General features: G+C 70.1%; 14 protein-coding genes. 3 read left to right on the top strand and 11 right to left on the bottom strand.

The window, feature by feature from the left end; all coding sequences use genetic code 11:
- Positions 1-38 precede the first annotated feature (38 nt).
- From FHR33_RS31885 to sigE, 3 genes are read right to left on the bottom strand one after another with little or no spacing between them, the layout of a single operon-like run.
- Positions 39-998 carry a sigma-E factor regulatory protein RseB domain-containing protein gene (locus FHR33_RS31885; protein ID WP_183655600.1) on the bottom strand — a complete coding sequence of 320 codons (960 nt, stop codon included), beginning with the start codon at positions 996-998 and terminating at the stop codon, positions 39-41.
- Positions 995-1,516 (bottom strand): anti-sigma factor family protein, encoded by a 522-nt coding sequence (locus FHR33_RS31880; RefSeq protein ID WP_183655599.1) that lies wholly within the window; start codon positions 1,514-1,516, stop codon positions 995-997. Before FHR33_RS31880 ends, FHR33_RS31885 begins: the two co-directional genes overlap by 4 nt.
- 1 nt (position 1,517) lies before the next feature.
- A complete protein-coding gene (sigE, locus tag FHR33_RS31875) occupies positions 1,518-2,159 on the bottom strand; it encodes an RNA polymerase sigma factor SigE (RefSeq protein WP_183655597.1) in 642 nt (213 codons plus the stop codon).
- 161 nt (positions 2,160-2,320) lie between these two features.
- Here sigE and FHR33_RS31870 point away from each other — a divergent pair, with 161 nt between their 5' ends.
- Complete coding sequence (locus FHR33_RS31870; protein ID WP_183655595.1) at positions 2,321-2,959, top strand: O-methyltransferase; 639 nt, start codon at positions 2,321-2,323, stop codon at positions 2,957-2,959.
- Positions 2,960-2,986: 27 nt separating this feature from the next.
- On the opposite strand, the gene FHR33_RS31865 is transcribed toward FHR33_RS31870, so the two are convergent.
- Positions 2,987-4,366 (bottom strand): leucyl aminopeptidase family protein, encoded by a 1,380-nt coding sequence (locus tag FHR33_RS31865; protein ID WP_312895806.1) that lies wholly within the window; start codon positions 4,364-4,366, stop codon positions 2,987-2,989.
- A gap of 98 nt (positions 4,367-4,464) precedes the next feature.
- Complete coding sequence (locus tag FHR33_RS31860; RefSeq protein ID WP_020545024.1) at positions 4,465-4,632, bottom strand: DUF3117 domain-containing protein; 168 nt, start codon at positions 4,630-4,632, stop codon at positions 4,465-4,467.
- 178 nt (positions 4,633-4,810) lie between these two features.
- Between FHR33_RS31860 and FHR33_RS31855 the strand changes: the two genes are divergently transcribed.
- A complete protein-coding gene (locus FHR33_RS31855) occupies positions 4,811-5,587 on the top strand; it encodes a PaaX family transcriptional regulator (RefSeq protein ID WP_183655591.1) in 777 nt (258 codons plus the stop codon).
- A complete protein-coding gene (locus FHR33_RS31850; protein WP_183655588.1) occupies positions 5,584-6,360 on the top strand; it encodes an enoyl-CoA hydratase-related protein in 777 nt (258 codons plus the stop codon). Before FHR33_RS31855 ends, FHR33_RS31850 begins: the two co-directional genes overlap by 4 nt.
- Here FHR33_RS31850 and FHR33_RS31845 read toward each other — a convergent pair.
- The 6 genes from FHR33_RS31845 to FHR33_RS31820 are packed head-to-tail and all read right to left on the bottom strand — an operon-like array spanning position 6,357 to position 14,860.
- Positions 6,357-7,583, bottom strand: a complete 1,227-nt coding sequence (locus tag FHR33_RS31845) for an alpha-L-fucosidase (RefSeq protein ID WP_183655585.1) — start codon at positions 7,581-7,583, stop codon at positions 6,357-6,359. The genes FHR33_RS31850 and FHR33_RS31845 overlap by 4 nt on opposite strands.
- Positions 7,584-7,638: 55 nt before the next feature.
- Entirely contained in the window at positions 7,639-9,852 is a 2,214-nt protein-coding gene (locus FHR33_RS31840) for a right-handed parallel beta-helix repeat-containing protein (RefSeq protein ID WP_183655583.1), read from the bottom strand.
- Positions 9,849-11,240: a M1 family metallopeptidase gene (locus FHR33_RS31835; protein WP_183655580.1), complete on the bottom strand. Its 1,392-nt coding sequence runs from the start codon at positions 11,238-11,240 to the stop codon at positions 9,849-9,851. The genes FHR33_RS31840 and FHR33_RS31835 overlap by 4 nt, the downstream gene beginning before the upstream one ends.
- 44 nt (positions 11,241-11,284) lie before the next feature.
- Positions 11,285-12,952: a type 2 periplasmic-binding domain-containing protein gene (locus FHR33_RS31830; protein ID WP_183655578.1), complete on the bottom strand. Its 1,668-nt coding sequence runs from the start codon at positions 12,950-12,952 to the stop codon at positions 11,285-11,287.
- Positions 12,953-12,990: 38 nt separating this feature from the next.
- Entirely contained in the window at positions 12,991-13,851 is an 861-nt protein-coding gene (locus FHR33_RS31825; RefSeq protein ID WP_183655575.1) for a carbohydrate ABC transporter permease, read from the bottom strand.
- A 13-nt stretch (positions 13,852-13,864) separates the two neighbouring features.
- Entirely contained in the window at positions 13,865-14,860 is a 996-nt protein-coding gene (locus FHR33_RS31820) for an ABC transporter permease (RefSeq protein ID WP_221241333.1), read from the bottom strand.
- Positions 14,861-15,633 lie beyond the last annotated feature (773 nt).

The raw sequence follows: 15,633 nt of genomic DNA, 5'->3' as shown, positions 1-15,633 counted from the left end.
CTTCACCCGCGCGATGTACGAGAGACGTAAAGCGAGCGTCAAGCGAACGGGTTGACCCAGGAAAGCACACGGTCGGCGCCCCGGGCGAACCGATCCCAGAAGCCCGGATCCGCCTCGTGCGGCAGCCCGAGGACCGCGGCCGCTGCCACGTCCGCGGGCGCGTCGGCGAAGACGGTGTAGACATGACCCCCACTAGCCCAGATCATTTCCAGCCCGGCAGAATCCCGGATCCAGATCGTATGCCCGTCGCGACGCTGGCTACGCCAGCCCGCCAGTCGCTCCTCGTCCAGGTTGCCGCGCTGGACGAACACCGACACAACGGACACACCATCCGAGTATCCCAGCTTCAGGTAGCCGCCGCTCTCGGCGGCGTTGGCCAACTCGAGGCCGCCCGGCAGGATGGCGGGGAACGTCCACCCGCGTGATCTGAGCGCGGCGACGGCCTCGGAGCTGAGCCTGCCGCCGGAGGAGACGTGCGCGAGCGGGCGGGAGGTGGCGATCGTCACCTCGACGAAGGCCTCGCCCCTGACGATCCTGCCCTGGCCGTCGAGGACCTCTCTGCGCAACGGGATCCCGCTCGCGGAGTCGATCCAGTAGCGGGCGGCCACCTTCCCGTCGTGCCGCAGCGCCTCGACCAGGCGTGCCGCCCTGCCGCAGACGCTGCCGCCGCCCGACTCGACCACCCGGTAGTTGGCGCCGAGGGCGCGCAGCATGCCGTCAGAGGGGGCGAGCATGCCCCCTGCGGGAGCGCCGGGGTCGGCCGCACGGGAGTCGATGGTCATGCCCGTGCCGGGCGCGTTGCGCACGGCCAGCACCGCGCCCGAGGTGGTGAACATCGTGCCTGAGTACGGCTGGGCCCTCGCCGCCGTCGCCGACTGCCTCAACAGCGGCAGGCCTGTGTCCTCGTTCTCCGAGTCGTCGGGCACGGCGACCGCCGTGCCCTGCAGGCCCAGCGCCATCACCAGCGCCAGCGCGAGGACGGCCAGCAGCCGGCTCACGGAGTGGCGGAGGGCGGGTTGCTGTAGGGCACCGTGGTCTTGTGGACCTGCTTGAACACCTCGACGGGAGGCGCGACCGACGGACCCGGGTCCTGGCCCGCGACGACGAACAGCGAGCCGAGCGCGACCGCGGCCGACACGACGCCTACGGCCACATAGGCCGGACGCCTGCGGGACCGTCCGGGCCCCGCCGAGCCGCCCAGGAAACCCCGAGGCCGGTTGTCCGGCGGGGCGATGCTGCGCGGACCTGGAAGCGGGACGCCGCCGAAGGTCGGAAAGGGCCGCTCCCGAGGCGGCACTGGGTCACCTGGCTCACCCATCCGCAGCAGCGACATGGTGAGGTCGGCGGGCATCGAGGGCCCGTCGAGCGAGCGCAGGCGCGACTTCAGCGCCCGCGTCGCCTCCACCTCCCGCCTGCACTCGGCGCAGAAGGCCAGATGGGCAAGGGCGCGCTCACGCTCGGCGTGGCGCAGCTCACCGTCGACCAGCGCCGAAAGGCGCTCTCCAAGATGGGACATATCAGACTTCCTCCCCACGGGACACGGTCGGGGGGAGTTCAGGGCTGCGCGGCGCGCGATGGTCGAGCGCCTCTCGCAACTGTGCCCGGCCACGATGAATCCGGCTGCGGACTGTGCCCAGCTTCACGCCGAGTGTGGCCGCGATCTCCTCATACGACAGGCCCTCGATGTCACACAGCACCACCGCGGCCCTGAACTCGGGCGCGAGCGCGTCGAGCGCGGCCTGGATGTCAGGCTCGAGGTGCGCGTCGTCCCACGCCTGGGCCGGAGAGGGCTCCCTGCCGCTCAGCCGCTCGGCGGCGTCGTCGGCCAGACCCTCGAAGCGGATGCGCTGCTTCCTGCGCGCCGTGTCGAGGAACAGGTTCGTCGTGATCCTGTGCAGCCAGCCCTCGAAGGTGCCGGGTGTGTAGCTCGACAGGGACCGGAAGACCCGGACGAAGACCTCCTGAGTGAGGTCCTCCGCGTCGTGAACGTTGCCGGTCAGCCTGTAGGCCAGCCGATACACGCGTGCGGAGTGTGTCCGCACCACTTCCTCCCAGGTGGGAGGGGTCCATTCAGACACATCTGACACGCGAGGATCAGCCTGGTGGTCGCTACCTTCCACCAGCACTCCTCTCCTTGGGACCACCGTCGCTACCGCCATAGTGCCTGGTTTCGTCCCTTCGTGCGCACTGCCTGCCTTCAGGACCGGCAAAGCCCGTTTAAACCTGCAACGCGTTGGGCGCGACCAGAGTTCCCGTCCCGGCGTGTCTCCCCTAGGCTGCGATCGGTGACCAATTGCACGGAAGTGGGGAGGAGAGGCCGATGACCAGCCCGGTAGAGGCCACTCTGGCCTATGCGGAGCAGTTCCATCACGAGGATGAGATTCTGCACGCGGCGCGGCAGCGCGGCCAGGAGATGGGCGCGCCGCCCATCCTTCCCGGAGGCGGTGCCGCATTGTGCTTCCTCGCCACGGCGCTCAACGCGCGCGCCGTCGTGGAGATCGGCACGGGGTGCGGCGTGTCGGGGCTGTGGCTGCTGCGCGGCATGCGCGCCGACGGCACGCTGACCAGCGTCGACGTCGAGCCCGAGCACCAGCGCCTGGCGCGACAGACGTTCGCCGACGCCGGTTTCTCCGGCGGGCGGATCCGCCTGATCACCGGGCGCGCGCTCGACGTGCTCCCCAGGCTGTCCGACGGCGGCTACGACCTGGTCTTCGCCGACGCGGCCAAGCAGGAGTACGCCGACTACCTGGCCGAGTCGGTGCGGCTGCTGCGGGTGGGCGGGATCGTGGCCTTCGACAACGCGCTGTGGCACAACAGGGTGGCCGACCCCTCCCAGCGCGACCCCGACACGGTCGCGGTGCGGGAACTGGGCAAGCTCGTGCAGGCCGACGACCGCCTGAGGCCGCTCATGATGCCGCTGGGCGACGGACTGCTGGCCGCCGTCAAGATCTCCGCCTGAGGCCCCGCAGGGCCCCAGGCGGCCGGCTCAGCGGCGGGTGAGCCAGTCGAGCAGCACGCGGACGCCGAAGCCCGTGGCGCCCTTGGACAGGGTGCCCTCGTCCACGGTGCTCCTGCCGACCCCCGCGATGTCGAGGTGGGCCCAGGGCCGCTTGCCGGTGAACTCCCGCAGGAACAGCGCCGCCGTGATCGACCCCGCTCCGAAGCGCCCGCCGAGATCGGCGTTCTGCATGTCGGCGATCGGCGAGTCGAGCGCGGGACGGTAGTCGTCGATCAGCGGCATCCGCCACAGTCTGTCGTCGGTGGCCTCCCCCGACGAGACCAGCGCCCGCGCCAGCTCGTCGTCGGTGGCGTAGACGGCGCCGATGTTGCGGCCCAGCGCGACGCTGATCGCCCCGGTGAGGGTGGCGATGTCGATCATCGTGTCGGGCTCGAGCACGGCGTCGGCGTAGGCCAGGGCGTCGGCGAGGACCAGCCGCCCCTCGGCGTCGGTGTTGGTCACCTCGACCGTGGTGCCGCTGTAGTGGGTGATGACGTCACCGGGCCGCTGGGCCGTGCCCGAGGGCATGTTCTCGGCCGCGGCCACCAGCCCCGTCACGCGCACGGGAGAGCCGAGCGCGGCCAGCGCGCCCATGACCGCGATCACGACGGCGCCGCCCGCCATGTCGGTCTTCTGGGTCTTCATGTTGTCGGTCGGCTTGAGCGACAGGCCGCCGGAGTCGAACGTGATGCCCTTGCCGACCAGCACCACGTGCTCGTCGTAGGAGTCGGGGATGTAGGAGAGCTGGATGAGGCGGGGCGGGTGGACCGAGCCCTGGCCGACGGCGAGGATGCCGCCGAACCCTTCGGCCCTGAGCGCCTCCTCGTCCCACACCTTCACCTCGAGCCCGTCGGCCGCGGCCTGGTCGGCCAGCCATGAGGGGGTCTTGGTCGAGGCCGGGGTGTTGGCCAGGTCGCGGGCCACGGCGACGGCCTGCGCGACGCTCTCGCCGCGCCGTACGGCCGACTCGTCGGCGCCGACGAAGGTGAGGGCGGCGACGGGCGGCTTGCCCTGAGGTGCGCCGATCTTGAAGGTGTAGGCCGCGAGGAGCGCGGCCTCGGCGAAGACGGCGATGTCGCCGTCGGGGACCACGACCGTCAGCTCGGGCCTGCCCTTGGCCCTACGGGTGAGCGCGGAGGCCGCCTTGCGCAGGGCGCGGGGGGAGCCGTCGCCCACGCCGTAGAGCAGCAGCCCGCCCACCGAGTCGCCGCGAGAGACGGGCACCTCGACGATCTCGCCTGCCTCCCCCTTGGCCGCGTGGTGCGCCATCAGGGCCGCCGCCGGTACCGGCAGCTCGACCCGCGGGTTCAGACCCGAGTCGTACGGCACCGCGAGCAGTGCGGAGTCCGAGGGTGCCTCGGGGAGCACAGACGCTGTCGTCTGGATGGGCACGGGAGAATCTCCAAACGTGATCGGCCCCGGCGGGGAGGACGCCAGGGCCGTTCGATCAGGTAGTTGAGCCGGCGTCAGCCGACAACGTTCTTCAGCGCTTCGCCGAGCGCCTTCGCCTCGTCGGCCGAAATCTCCACGACGAGCCGGCCGCCACCCTCGAGCGGGACCCGCATGACAATGCCGCGCCCTTCCTTGGTGACCTCCAGCGGACCATCACCGGTCCGCGGCTTCATCGCCGCCATGCGTGTATCCCTTCCTGCCATGGACTCCGCGGTTGCGATCAACGACCGCCCCGGTGGGTGGCCGACGCATTCACGTCTTCTGTGATGTCCTATTCTCCCGCATCGGAGTGCCAAATGGGTAACGATCTCCTCCCAGCATCCGTTGTCCAGGGTCGCGAAGACGGCCAAACTGGTGCTCGTGAACGCACGCGCGGCGCTGTTCGACCTCTACGGGGACCATCTGCGCTCCCGCGGGGGAAAGGCCTCTGTCGCCGCCCTGGTGAGACTGCTCGCGCCCCTGGAAATCGCGGCTCCGGCCGTGCGCACAGCGGTTTCGCGGATGGTCAGGCAAGGCTGGCTGGACCGGGCCAGACTGCCCCAGGGGCCCGGCTATGTCGTCACGCCCAAGTGCGTCAGACGCTTGGACGAGGCCGCGCTGAGAATTTACCGAGCTGGAACGATCAAGTGGCACGGGCGCTGGCATCTGATCGTTCTCGAGCCGGTCAGGGAGCGGGCCAGGAGGGAGCGGCTACGCGCCGATCTGGCCTTCCTCGGCTACGCGCAGCTGTCAGAGACCACCTGGGTGGGCCCGCGCCCCTCCCCCGAACTCGATCCACTGCTGGCCCACGAGGGCATCCGCGCCGACAGGTTCGAAGCCGTCCTCGACGGCGACCCACGCGAGCTGGTGGCGCGGGCATGGGACCTCGAGGCGATAGGCCGGGCCTACGAGCAGTGGCTGACCGACGCGCAGGAGCTGGTCGGCGGGCTGCCGGACGGCGCGCCTGACGCCCAGGTCTTCGCCATCAGGAGCAGACTGCTGCACGGCTGGCGCAACTTCCTGTTCCGCGACCCGGGGCTGCCCCCCGAGCTGCTGCCTCCGGGGTGGCCTGGAGAGAAGGCACGGGCCTTCTTCGAGCAGGAGGCCGCCCGCCTGATGCCGTCCGCCGCCGCCTTCGTCGACAAGGAGCTGTTGTGATCCGTTACGACGTCACCGAGGCCGTCGCCACCGTCACGCTGGACCGGCCTGAGGCGATGAACTCCCTGACCGTGGAGCTGAAGAGCGCCCTGATCGGCGCCCTGCGCGAGGCGGCCGACTCCGACACCGTCAGGGCCGTGCTGATCACCGGCTCGGGCCGCGCCTTCTGCGCGGGCCAGGACCTGCGCGAGCACGCGGACAACCTGGAGCAGGGCCGGGGCCTGGCGGGAACGGTGCGCGAGCACTACAACCCGCTGATCGCGCTGATCACCGGCATGGAGAAGCCGGTCGTGGCGGCGGTGAACGGCGTGGCCGCCGGCGCGGGCGCCTCCCTCGCCTACGCCTGCGACCTGCGTATCGCCTCCGAGCGGGCCAAGTTCGCGATGGCCTTCTCCGCCCTCGGGCTTGCGCCGGACTCCGGCGCCTCCTGGACCCTGCAGCGCCTGGTCGGCCAGGGCCGCGCGGCCGAGCTCCTCCTGCTGGGCGAGCCGCTGGACGCGGCCCGCGCGCTGGAGCTCGGCGTGGTCTCCAGGGTGGTGCCCGAGGACGAGCTGCTGAAGTCCGCCCACGAGCTGGCCGTACGGCTCGCGGCAGGCCCCACGAAGGCCTACGCGGCCACCAGGAGGGCGCTGCACCACGCCGCCTCCCACTCCCTGGAGGAGTCGCTGGAGCTGGAGGCCGACCTTCAGGACGCGCTGGCCGCCACGGACGACCACCTGGGCGCCACCCGGGCCTTCCTGGCCAAGCAGCGCCCCACCTTCACCGGCCGCTAGAGGAACAGCTCGACCACGGGGACCGCGACGTCGGGCCTGGTCACGGGCAGCTGCAGGATGAGCGTGTCCTCGGGCACGCCCCTGAGGTAGGCGTGACCGGGCTCGTGCGGGTCGACCTCGAGGAAGCGCACCTCCGAGGCGTCGTGCAGGAACTGGGCGTACTTCACCCTGCCCGCCAGCCCCGCCAGGTGGACGTGCTTCATCGGCCAGTTCAGCAGGTGCAGGTAGAGCCGGTCGCCGCGCTGGGTGTAGCGGCAGTCCTGGGGAGGGGTGAACCCCGACGCGCCCGCGCCGTAGATCGCCCTGCCGTGCAGCCTGGTCCACCTGCCGATCTCGCGCAGCCGCTCGACCGCGCGCGGCTCGAACTCGCCGCGCGCGTTGGGCCCGACGTTCAGCAGCATGTTGCCGCCCTTGGAGACGGTGTCGACCAGCATGCTCAGCAGCAGTTGCGGCGACTTCCAGTCGAGGTTGTCGCGGTCGTAGCCCCAGCTGCCGTTGAGCGTCTGGCACGCCTCCCACGGCACGTGGCCGGGCACCCCGCCCGGCGGCATGACCTGCTCGGGCGTCATGAAGTCGCCGCTGCCCAGATCGAGCCGGTTGTTGATCATTATGCCGGGCTGGAGCTCGCGGACCATCGCCTCCAGCTGCTCCGAGCGCCACTCGTCGCGGCCCTTCGCCCCCATGCCGCGGCCGGGGTAGGAGAAGTCGAACCACATCATGTCGACGGGCCCGTAGCCGGTCAGCAGCTCACGGACCTGCCCGTGCAGGTAGTCGGCGTACTTCCCGACGTCTCGGGCGCCGTCCTCCCCGAGGTCTCTCTGCGGGTGGTAGAGGTCGATCGGGAAGTCGGGGTGGTGCCAGTCGATGAGCGAGTGATACAGCCCGATGCGCATGCCCCTGGCCCTGAAGGCGTCGAGCATCGGCCGCAACAGGTCCTTGCCGTACGGCGTCGCGGTGGCCTTGTAGCCGGTGAGCGCGGAGTCCCACAGGCAGAACCCGTCATGGTGCTTGGTCGTGACGACCAGGTAGCGCATGCCCGCGTTCCACGCATCGTCCGCCCAGACCTCCGGGTCGTACAGGTCGGGGTCGAAGTGGTCGAAGTAACGCTGGTAGTGCTCGTCGTCCATCCTCTCGTAGGACTTCACCCACTCGTGGCGGGCGGCGGCGGCATAGATGCCCCAGTGGACGAAGAGGCCGAACCGCGCGTCGGTGAACCAGCTCATCTGCTCTCCAAGCGGGAGGGGGCACGGCCTGGCCGTGCCCCCTCGAGGTGCGTTCCTAAGGGTGGACCGAGACTCCGGCGAGCCCGATCCTGCCAGTGCCCGTGCGCTGGACGCGCACGTACCTGGCGTCTGCGGCGATCTCCACCAGGGTGGGACGAAGCACCCTGCCCGTGAGGGGCACGCGCTTCGCGTCGGACAGGTCGGCCCTGGTGGCGACGATCACCTCGACGTCCGCGGTGGTCATCGAGGCGTCGTTCCAGATCTCGACCGAGCCGATCCGCCTGACCTCGCCGAGATCGACCTGCCACCAGGAGCCCGGCTGGCTGAGGGTCCTGGTGTCGGTCGAGGTGGAGCCGTCGACCGCGTTGGCGGCGCCGGCCGTACCGTCGGTGGAGGACTGGGTGGCGGCCCTACCCCTGGCCAGGTCGGGCAGGAGCTGCTCGACCGTGCCGCCGGGGGCCGCGCCCGCGGCGGCCGCCACCTGGAGCGCGGCCTCGGGCAGCACTTCCAGAGCGGTGAAGTTGCCCGTCATCTGCGAGCCGCGCCCCGACAGGGCGGGGGCGGTGGTGTCCGTCCAGTTGCCCGTGGCGAGGTTCTCGATGCCGTATCCGGCCCAGTTGGAGACCCACTTGTAGCCCATGCGGGTCAGGACGTTGCCCTCGACGCGGATGTGGCTGCTCTGCTCGTCGAGGTAGACGCCGTTGCCGTCGCGCTCGGTGTTGCCGTAGGCGGAGCGGTTGACGTAGTTGCCCGAGATCACCGTGCCCGGCTGCGGCCCCTGGGTGTAGATGGCGCCGCCGTCGTGCATGTCGAAGGCGACCATCATCGCGTCGACGATCCGGTTGCCGGTGATCCTGTTGTCGCGCATCGCGGGCCGCTGCGCCTCCGGCTGGTTCCATCCCCAGCCGACCGAGATGCCGGAGTAGGGCAGCTTCTCGAGGGTGTTGTGGTCGATGGACAGCTCGCTCTCGTAGCCCGCCCACACGCCCACCGCGTCGGTGTACTCCACGCCGATGTGAGTGATGGTGTTGCGCGCCACCGTGTTGCGCTCGCCCTGCAGCTCGGCGGGCGGGTTGGGCTCGGTGTCGCCCACGTAGACCGCGCCGGAGGACAGGTCGGTGAAGGTGGAGCCGCTGACCGCGGAGTCCTTGGTGCCCTTCTCCATGATGATCCCCGCGCCGCCGAGGCGGGCGAAGGAGCTGTTGTCCACCGTGACCCGCCGCCCGCCCCGCACCACGACCGCGGCGGCGGGCTTGGTGTAGTAGCGGCCGGCGTGGTCCACGGGCCCTGTGGCGCCGGTCAGCGTGAGGCCCGCCTGCATGCCCGCGTAGCCCTCGGCGGTGTTCGGCTGCAGGTAGGCCGCGTGCTCGAAGCGCAGACCCGAGATCTTCACGCCGCTCGCGCCCTCGATCCGCAGCAGCGTCTCGTGGGCGGGGGTGATCACGTCGCTGAGATCCTCGCCCTGCCTGGGCAGGTAGGTGACCGTACGGCTGCCGCGGTCGTAGACGAACTCGCCCGGCTGGTCGAGCAGCTCCCTGGCGTTCTCGAAGTAGGAGACCTTGGTGTAGCGGCCGGAGTCGACGGTCGTGGTGTCCCACGCGGGGCCTGTGCGGTTGGTGCCGCTGGCGGAGTTGGCCCAGCACGGCTGGGCGAAGGTGATCAGGTCGCCCTCGACCCTGTCGATGGCGCAGTGGTAGTTGCGCCAGCGGATCCTGATCACCGCCTCGGCGTCGGAGGGCGCCTTCCACGCGGCGATCCCGCTCTTCACGGCGCCCGTCATGCCGGTCCTGGTCGCGTCGCAGACGCTGGAGGGGCAGGCCTCGCCGCGAGCGCGGACCGCCCGCACCCCGCCGACGAACAGTTGCCTGGGGACGACGCCCTCAGGGGCCGGGGCCACCCAGAGGCCGCCCTCCTGCCGCCATCCGGTGATCGGCACGCCGCCCGACAGCACGGGTGCGGCGCCGGGGGCGGCGGTCCAGGTGACGGTGTGCCCGCCAGGCCCCGAGTCGCGCCCGTCGAGGACGAGCGGCTCAGCCATCCGGTAGACGCCCCCTGCCAGGCGGACCTCGATGTCGCGGTTCATGCCGCCCGCGACGGCCTCGCGTACCTTGTCCCTGGCCGTCTCGAGGGAGCAGGGGTTGTTCTCGTTGCAGGCGTGGCCCGTGGCGCCGGGGGCCGCGTGGTAGATCTTCGTGGCGGGAGCGGCCGCCTGAGCGGTGCCGGTTAAGGGCAGCGAGAGCAGGGCGGTCAGGACGAGCAGGCGCTTCATGAGATCTCCAGTGGGGGGTTCGTCTCGCCGTAGAGCCAGCCGCGAAGGAACGCGTCCAGGCCAGGACGGTGGGTGGTCTTCACCGCGTGGGCGATGAAGTCCTCGGTGGAGGCGTTGCCGTCCTTGTTGCGCTGGACCCAGCGGCGCATGACGCGGTCGAAGTCGCGCTCGCCGATCTCCTTCTGGAGGGCGTAGAGGACGAGGGCGCCGCCGTCGTAGATGTTGTAGCCGCCGAGGCCCTTGGGCCTGCCGGGCGGGCCGTCCTTCGCGCGGACGGCGTCGAGCTTGCCGTAGACCGTCCGCATCTTGTCGGCGAGCTTCTCCCCGCCCTTCTCCTCGGCCCACACGGCCGCGTAGTAGACCGCGGGGCCCTCGTTCAGCCAGGCGTCCTGCCAGGTGGCGGGGGTGACCGAGTCGCCGAACCACTGGTGGATCAGCTCGTGGATCATCGTGTTGGAGTAGGTGGGCCTGGTGAACCAGCCGGTGCCGAACAGGGAGAGGGTCTGGTTCTCCAGCGCGTCGGTGTATCCGGGGTAGATGTGCACGCCGTAGGTGGAGAAGGGGAAGCGGCCGAACCTGGCCTCCGCCCACTCGATCTGGCCGGCGGTCTCGGCGGCGATCGGGCCGTACTTCTCCTCCTGACCCTGAGGGACGACGTGGCGAAGGGGCAGGGCATGGGGGCCTGTGCCGTACAGGTAGGTGCCCTTGACCACGGCCAGGCCGAGCAGCTCCGACGCCATGGGCTCGCGCTCCTCGAAGCGCCACACGTCGCCGTCCTTGGCGGTCAGCTCGCCGTTGGCGGTGGCGACGTAGCCCTCGGGGACCTTCATGTGGAAGGTCCAGGTGGCCTTGTCGGAGGGATGGTCGTTGACGGGGAAGAAGGTGTCGGCCCTGCTGGCCTGGACGGCGGCGGCGAACCCGCCGTCGGGGCCGAACCGCCAGCCGGTGAGGCCGCCGCGCGGAGCCTTGCCGTTGCCGTGCAGCCTCACCTCGGCGGTGAAGGGCCGGTGGTTCCTCAACGGCTCGGCGGGGGTGACGGTCAGCTCCTGTCCCGTGCGCCCGGGGCTGAGCGCCCAGGCGGCGGGGCGGCCGTCGACGGTGACCTCGTCGATGAGGTGACCGTCGGTGTCGAGATTGAAGGACGACAGGTCCTGGACGGCCGTGGCCTTGATCGTCACCGTGGCGGCGAAGTCGTAGGTGACGGGGGTGAAGTCGAAGGAGACGTCGTAGTGGCGGACGTCGTATCCGCCGTTGCCGAGGTCGGGGAAGAGCGGGTCGTTCAGGCCTGGAGCGCCGGGGGCGGGTTCGAAGCGGTCGGCGTGCGCGGGGAGGGTGAGGGCTCCGGCCGCCAGCGTGGCGGCGGCCAGTGTCGCGATGGTTCGCTTCATGGGGGGTCTCCGTGGTAGCGCTGAGGGGGGAAGGGACAGCCGGCTCAGCCGACGCCGCCGTTCTTCTGGATCACGCTCTCGAACTCGGCGCGGATCTTGTCTCCGCCCTGTGCCCTCCAGTCCTTGACGAGCTGGTCGAGGTCGGACACCGGCGCGCGTCCCGCGATGATCGAGGTGACCCTGTCGGTGCGCATCGTGTAGAGCGACTCGTACTTGTTCTCGTCGGTCGGCGAGAACAGTCCGGTGGTGGGGTCCTGGACGCCGACGGCGATCAGCTTGGTGAACGCGTCGTGGACGAGCTTGACCGCTTCGCTCGAGGTGGCGTCGAAGACCGGCTGGGTGGGCGCCCCGACGTACTTCCACGGGACGGAGGTGTCCTTGGCGCCCTGCTCGGTGAGGATGGGGTTGCCCTTGTCGTCGCGCGTGTAGTCGGTGTCGGCGACGCCGTACTGGATGAGGGTGTACTCCTCGCTGCCGAAGGGCGCGGCGAAGAAGTCGACGACCCTCAGCACCTCCTTGACCTTCGCCTCGTCGGCCTTCTTCACGAAGTTGGTGGCGAAGGCGATGTTGTTGAGGTAGGCCGCCGTCCTGTCGCCGACGGGCAGCATCGGACGGGGGTCGGCCTTCGGGTCGATCTTCTTCTGGGTCTGCAGGTAGCCTGCCGCGCCGAGGAAGGCCGGCATGCCGTCGTAGGTCATCGCGGCGCGTCCTGCGTTGAACTCGTTCTTGCGCTTGAGCGAGTCGAAGCCCTCCGAGCCCGGGTAGATGACGCCCGCCTCGCGCAGCTTGCGGGTGTACTCGACCGCGGCCCTGTACTCCTCGGTCTCGATGGCGGCCACCAGCTTGCCTCCCGGCTCCAGCCGCCATTCCAGGGGCACGCCGAACAGCTGCGCGAAGATCGACATGCCGAACAGGCCGCCGCTCGCGGTGACCAGGCCCCAGCGCTTCTCCTTGGGGTTGGTGACCGCCTTGAGCGCCTCGGCGAGCCTGTCGGTGTCGCCGATCTCGGCCAGGTCGCTGACGCCCGCTGCGGCGAACAGGTCGGCCCGGTAGAAGCCGAGCCCTCCGGCCATGTTGCGCGGGATCGGGATGCCGTAGAGCTTGCCCGCGACGATGCCCTGTTTCCAGAAGACCTCAGGAACGGCCGCCAGGTTCGGGTACTCCTTGACCGCGTCACCGCTCAGGAACGGCGTGAGGTCGGCGCACTGGCTGGCCACGAAGGCGGGCAGGTTGTTGACGCCCTGCGTCTGCACGTAGGGGAACACGTCGGGCAGGTTGCCGCCGGCGACCATGGTGTTGAACTTGGTCGGCCAGTCGGCCTCGGGCACGATCAGCAGGTCCGCCGTGCCGCCGAGCCGCTTCTCGATCTCCTGCCACGCTGCGTTCTGCTCGCGCGGCGGGGGCGGCGGCAGGAAGGTCTTGGACGCCATGGTCACCTTGCCGCCCGACATCGGCGGCTTGGCCACCGACCTGAACAGCTCCTTCGGATAGGTGAAGTAGCCCTCGGGCACGCCCGCCGCCGTGCCGGGCAGGTCGGGCTTGGCCGCTGCCGCCAGCGGCACGTAGGTCGGCAGCTTGACGGTCAGCCCCTGCGCCTTGGTGGCCGGGGCGCCGCCCGAACCGCCGCCGCAGGCGGCCAGCAGCGGGGAGAGCGCCGCGCCCGCCGTGGCGGTCGCGCCGAGGCGGAGGAGTCCGCGCCTGGACAGGTTCATGGTCTTCCTTCGGGGAGTCGTGGGGCGGGCGGGCCCGGCTAGCCCTTGATGGCGCCGGTGAGCACGCCCTTGGTGAAGTAGCGCTGCAGGAAGGGATAGACGAGAAGGATCGGGACGATCGCGACGACGAGCACGGCCATCTGGATCGCCTGCACGGGCGCGGGGGCCTCGGTGCCCACGGCGCTCTCCAGCGTCCGGCCCTGCAGGATGAAGGTGCGCAGGATGTTGGGCAGCGGGTGCCGGTCCGAGTCGTCGATGTAGAGCAGGGCGTTGAAGAAGTTGTTCCAGTACGCGACCGCGTAGAACAGCGACACCACCGCGATCACCGCCTTGGACAGCGGGAGCACGATGCGCGCCAGGATGCGCAGGTCGCCCGCGCCGTCCATGCGGGCGCTCTCCAGCAGCTCACCAGGCAGGTTCATGAAGAACGAGCGCAGCACGACCAGATTGAACGCGCTGACCAGGCTCGGCAGGACGAGCGCGCCGAAGCTGTTGAGCAGGCCCAGCTGGTTGACCAGCAGGAAGTTGGCGATGATGCCGGGGTTGAAGAGCATGGTGAACAGCGCGATCATCAGGATCCACTTCGAGCCCGTGACCTCGCGGCGGCTCAGGCCGTACGCCATGCAGATCGTGACGGTGACGCTCGCCAGCGTGCCGACGCCGGTGACCAGCACGCTGATGAGCAGGGCGCGGGTGACCGTGCCGCCGTCGAAGACGGCCCGGTAGGCGTCGAGCTGGGGCGCGGTGGGCAGCAGGACGAACCCGCCGCTCCTGGCGATCTCGGACTCCGAGGAGAAGCTGGTGCCGATGACGCCCACGAACGGATAGATCACCAGCAGCGTGATCGCGGTGATGATCACCGCCTTGAGGCCGACCCCTAGCTTGGAGGGTCGTTCCATCCAGGCGGGACGCTCACTTGCTCGCATTGCGGTACACCCCCTCGTGGCCCAGCAGGTGCGCCACCTTGTTCGCGCCCAGCACCAGGACGGCGCCGACGACCGCCTTCACCAGGCCCACCGCCGCCGCGGGGCCCCACTGGCCGTCCTGGACGCCGTTGAAGTAGACGAAGGTGTCGAGCACCTCGCCCGACTCGGGCCCCACCGCGTCGCGCTGGAGCAGGATCTGCTCGAACCCGACCGACAGGATGCTGCCGAGGTTGAGGATGAGCAGCAGGATGATGATCGGTGTGATGCCGGGCAGCGTGACGTGCCAGAGCCTGCGCCAGCGGCCGGCGCCGTCCATCGCCGCGGCCTCGTAGAGCTCGGGGTTGATCGACAGCAGCGCGGCGAGGAAGATGATCGTTCCCCAGCCGCAGTCCTTCCAGATGACCTGCAGGGTGACCAGCAGGGGGAAGGCGTCGGGATCGGTCATCATGTCGTAGCGCGGCAGCCCGATGCTCTCCAGGAAGCCGGGCAGCACGCCCGCACCCCCGATGACCTGCTGGAAGACCGAGACGATGATCACCCAGCCGATGAAGTGCGGCAGGTAGACCACGCTCTGCACGAACCTGCGGACCTTCTCGCTGATCACGCTGTTGAGCAGCAGGGCCAGCGCGATCGGGGCGGGGAAGAAGAGCACCAGCTGGGTGAGCGTGATGCGCAGCGTGTTGCCCACCGCATCCCAGAACCGGGGGTCGCCCAGCATGGTCGCGAAGTTCTGCAGACCGACCCACTGGCTGTCCAGGAAGCCGATGTAGGGCTGGTAGTCCTGGAAGGCGGCTACGTAGCCGAAGAGCGGGACGTAGTGGAAGACCAGGAAGTACACCAGGCCGGGCAGGGTGAGCATGAGCATCACCCGGTCCCGCCAGAGCCGTTTCCACAGCGGGAGCCGCCTGGGCGCGGCCAAGGGGGTTTCGGGCTTGGCACGGCTGGCCGTACCCGTCCCGACGGCTTGTAGGGGTGTCGTCATGCTTGGTCCTTCCAGTTGGCGTGACCGTAGTAAGCGCTTTCTCATCTCGTCAAGGGGTTGGGTGGGGTGGGTTTTCGGAGCTTGACGTTTGTTCAGGTGAGGGCCTAGCGTGCGGCGCACGATCTCTGTAGAACGCGCTTACTATCTAGGTGGTCGGGTTGCCTGCGAAGTTCGTGGCTCATGGGTCTCGGATCCTCGAGATCTCCGAGCTGCGAATCCCGGGGCTGCGGGTGTCAGGGCTACGGACCTCGGAGCCACGGACCTCGGAGCCACGGACCTCGAGGCTTGGGGCTGCGGATTCGCAGGCTGCGGGTCGCGGGCCTGGAGTGTGTGGGTTTGCGGATGTCGAGGCGCCTCGCGGCTGCGGGTGCTCGGGATCTCGGACCTGCTGGGCTCGAGTCTCTTGGGTTCCGGGTGCTCCCCGAGATCCTCGGCCTTCTCGGGTGCTCAGGCGTCCGGGTCTCCGGGGTTCTTCGGGTTCTCGGACCGGCGGGTTCTCGGACCTGGGCTCTTCGGACCTGCGGGCCTCGCGGGCTGTCGGTCCGGAAGAGTCTCTGAGTCTCGTGGGTCCTCGGGTCCGGCGAGCTCGGGTCTTGCGGATCTCAGGTCCGCGGGTTCTTGGCCTCCAGGGTCTCGGGCCTCGCAGGTCCTCGGGACCGACGAACTCGGACCCTGCGGATTCCGGATCCGCGAGTCTCGGACCCCAGGGGCCTGGGTCTCGCGGGTCCTGGAGTCTGCGAGGCCCGGCCCTCAGAGGTCGCGGGATTCGTGGG

It is taken from the genome of Nonomuraea dietziae (assembly GCF_014195505.1).
Classification (GTDB): domain Bacteria; phylum Actinomycetota; class Actinomycetes; order Streptosporangiales; family Streptosporangiaceae; genus Nonomuraea; species Nonomuraea roseola.
This window is presented reverse-complemented; position numbering and strand designations above follow the sequence as displayed.

Bases quoted from the DNA above. Each gene is read 5' to 3' on its own strand.
- FHR33_RS31880 (WP_183655599.1), bottom strand. From the start codon at position 1,516: ATGTCCCATCTTGGAGAGCGCCTTTCGGCGCTGGTCGACGGTGAGCTG.
- sigE (WP_183655597.1), bottom strand. From the start codon at position 2,159: ATGGCGGTAGCGACGGTGGTCCCAAGGAGAGGAGTGCTGGTGGAAGGT.
- FHR33_RS31870 (WP_183655595.1), top strand. From the start codon at position 2,321: ATGACCAGCCCGGTAGAGGCCACTCTGGCCTATGCGGAGCAGTTCCAT.
- FHR33_RS31860 (WP_020545024.1), bottom strand. From the start codon at position 4,632: ATGGCGGCGATGAAGCCGCGGACCGGTGATGGTCCGCTGGAGGTCACC.
- FHR33_RS31845 (WP_183655585.1), bottom strand. From the start codon at position 7,583: ATGAGCTGGTTCACCGACGCGCGGTTCGGCCTCTTCGTCCACTGGGGC.
- FHR33_RS31840 (WP_183655583.1), bottom strand. From the start codon at position 9,852: ATGAAGCGCCTGCTCGTCCTGACCGCCCTGCTCTCGCTGCCCTTAACC.
- FHR33_RS31835 (WP_183655580.1), bottom strand. From the start codon at position 11,240: ATGAAGCGAACCATCGCGACACTGGCCGCCGCCACGCTGGCGGCCGGA.
- FHR33_RS31830 (WP_183655578.1), bottom strand. From the start codon at position 12,952: ATGAACCTGTCCAGGCGCGGACTCCTCCGCCTCGGCGCGACCGCCACG.
- FHR33_RS31825 (WP_183655575.1), bottom strand. From the start codon at position 13,851: ATGGAACGACCCTCCAAGCTAGGGGTCGGCCTCAAGGCGGTGATCATC.
- FHR33_RS31820 (WP_221241333.1), bottom strand. From the start codon at position 14,860: ATGACGACACCCCTACAAGCCGTCGGGACGGGTACGGCCAGCCGTGCC.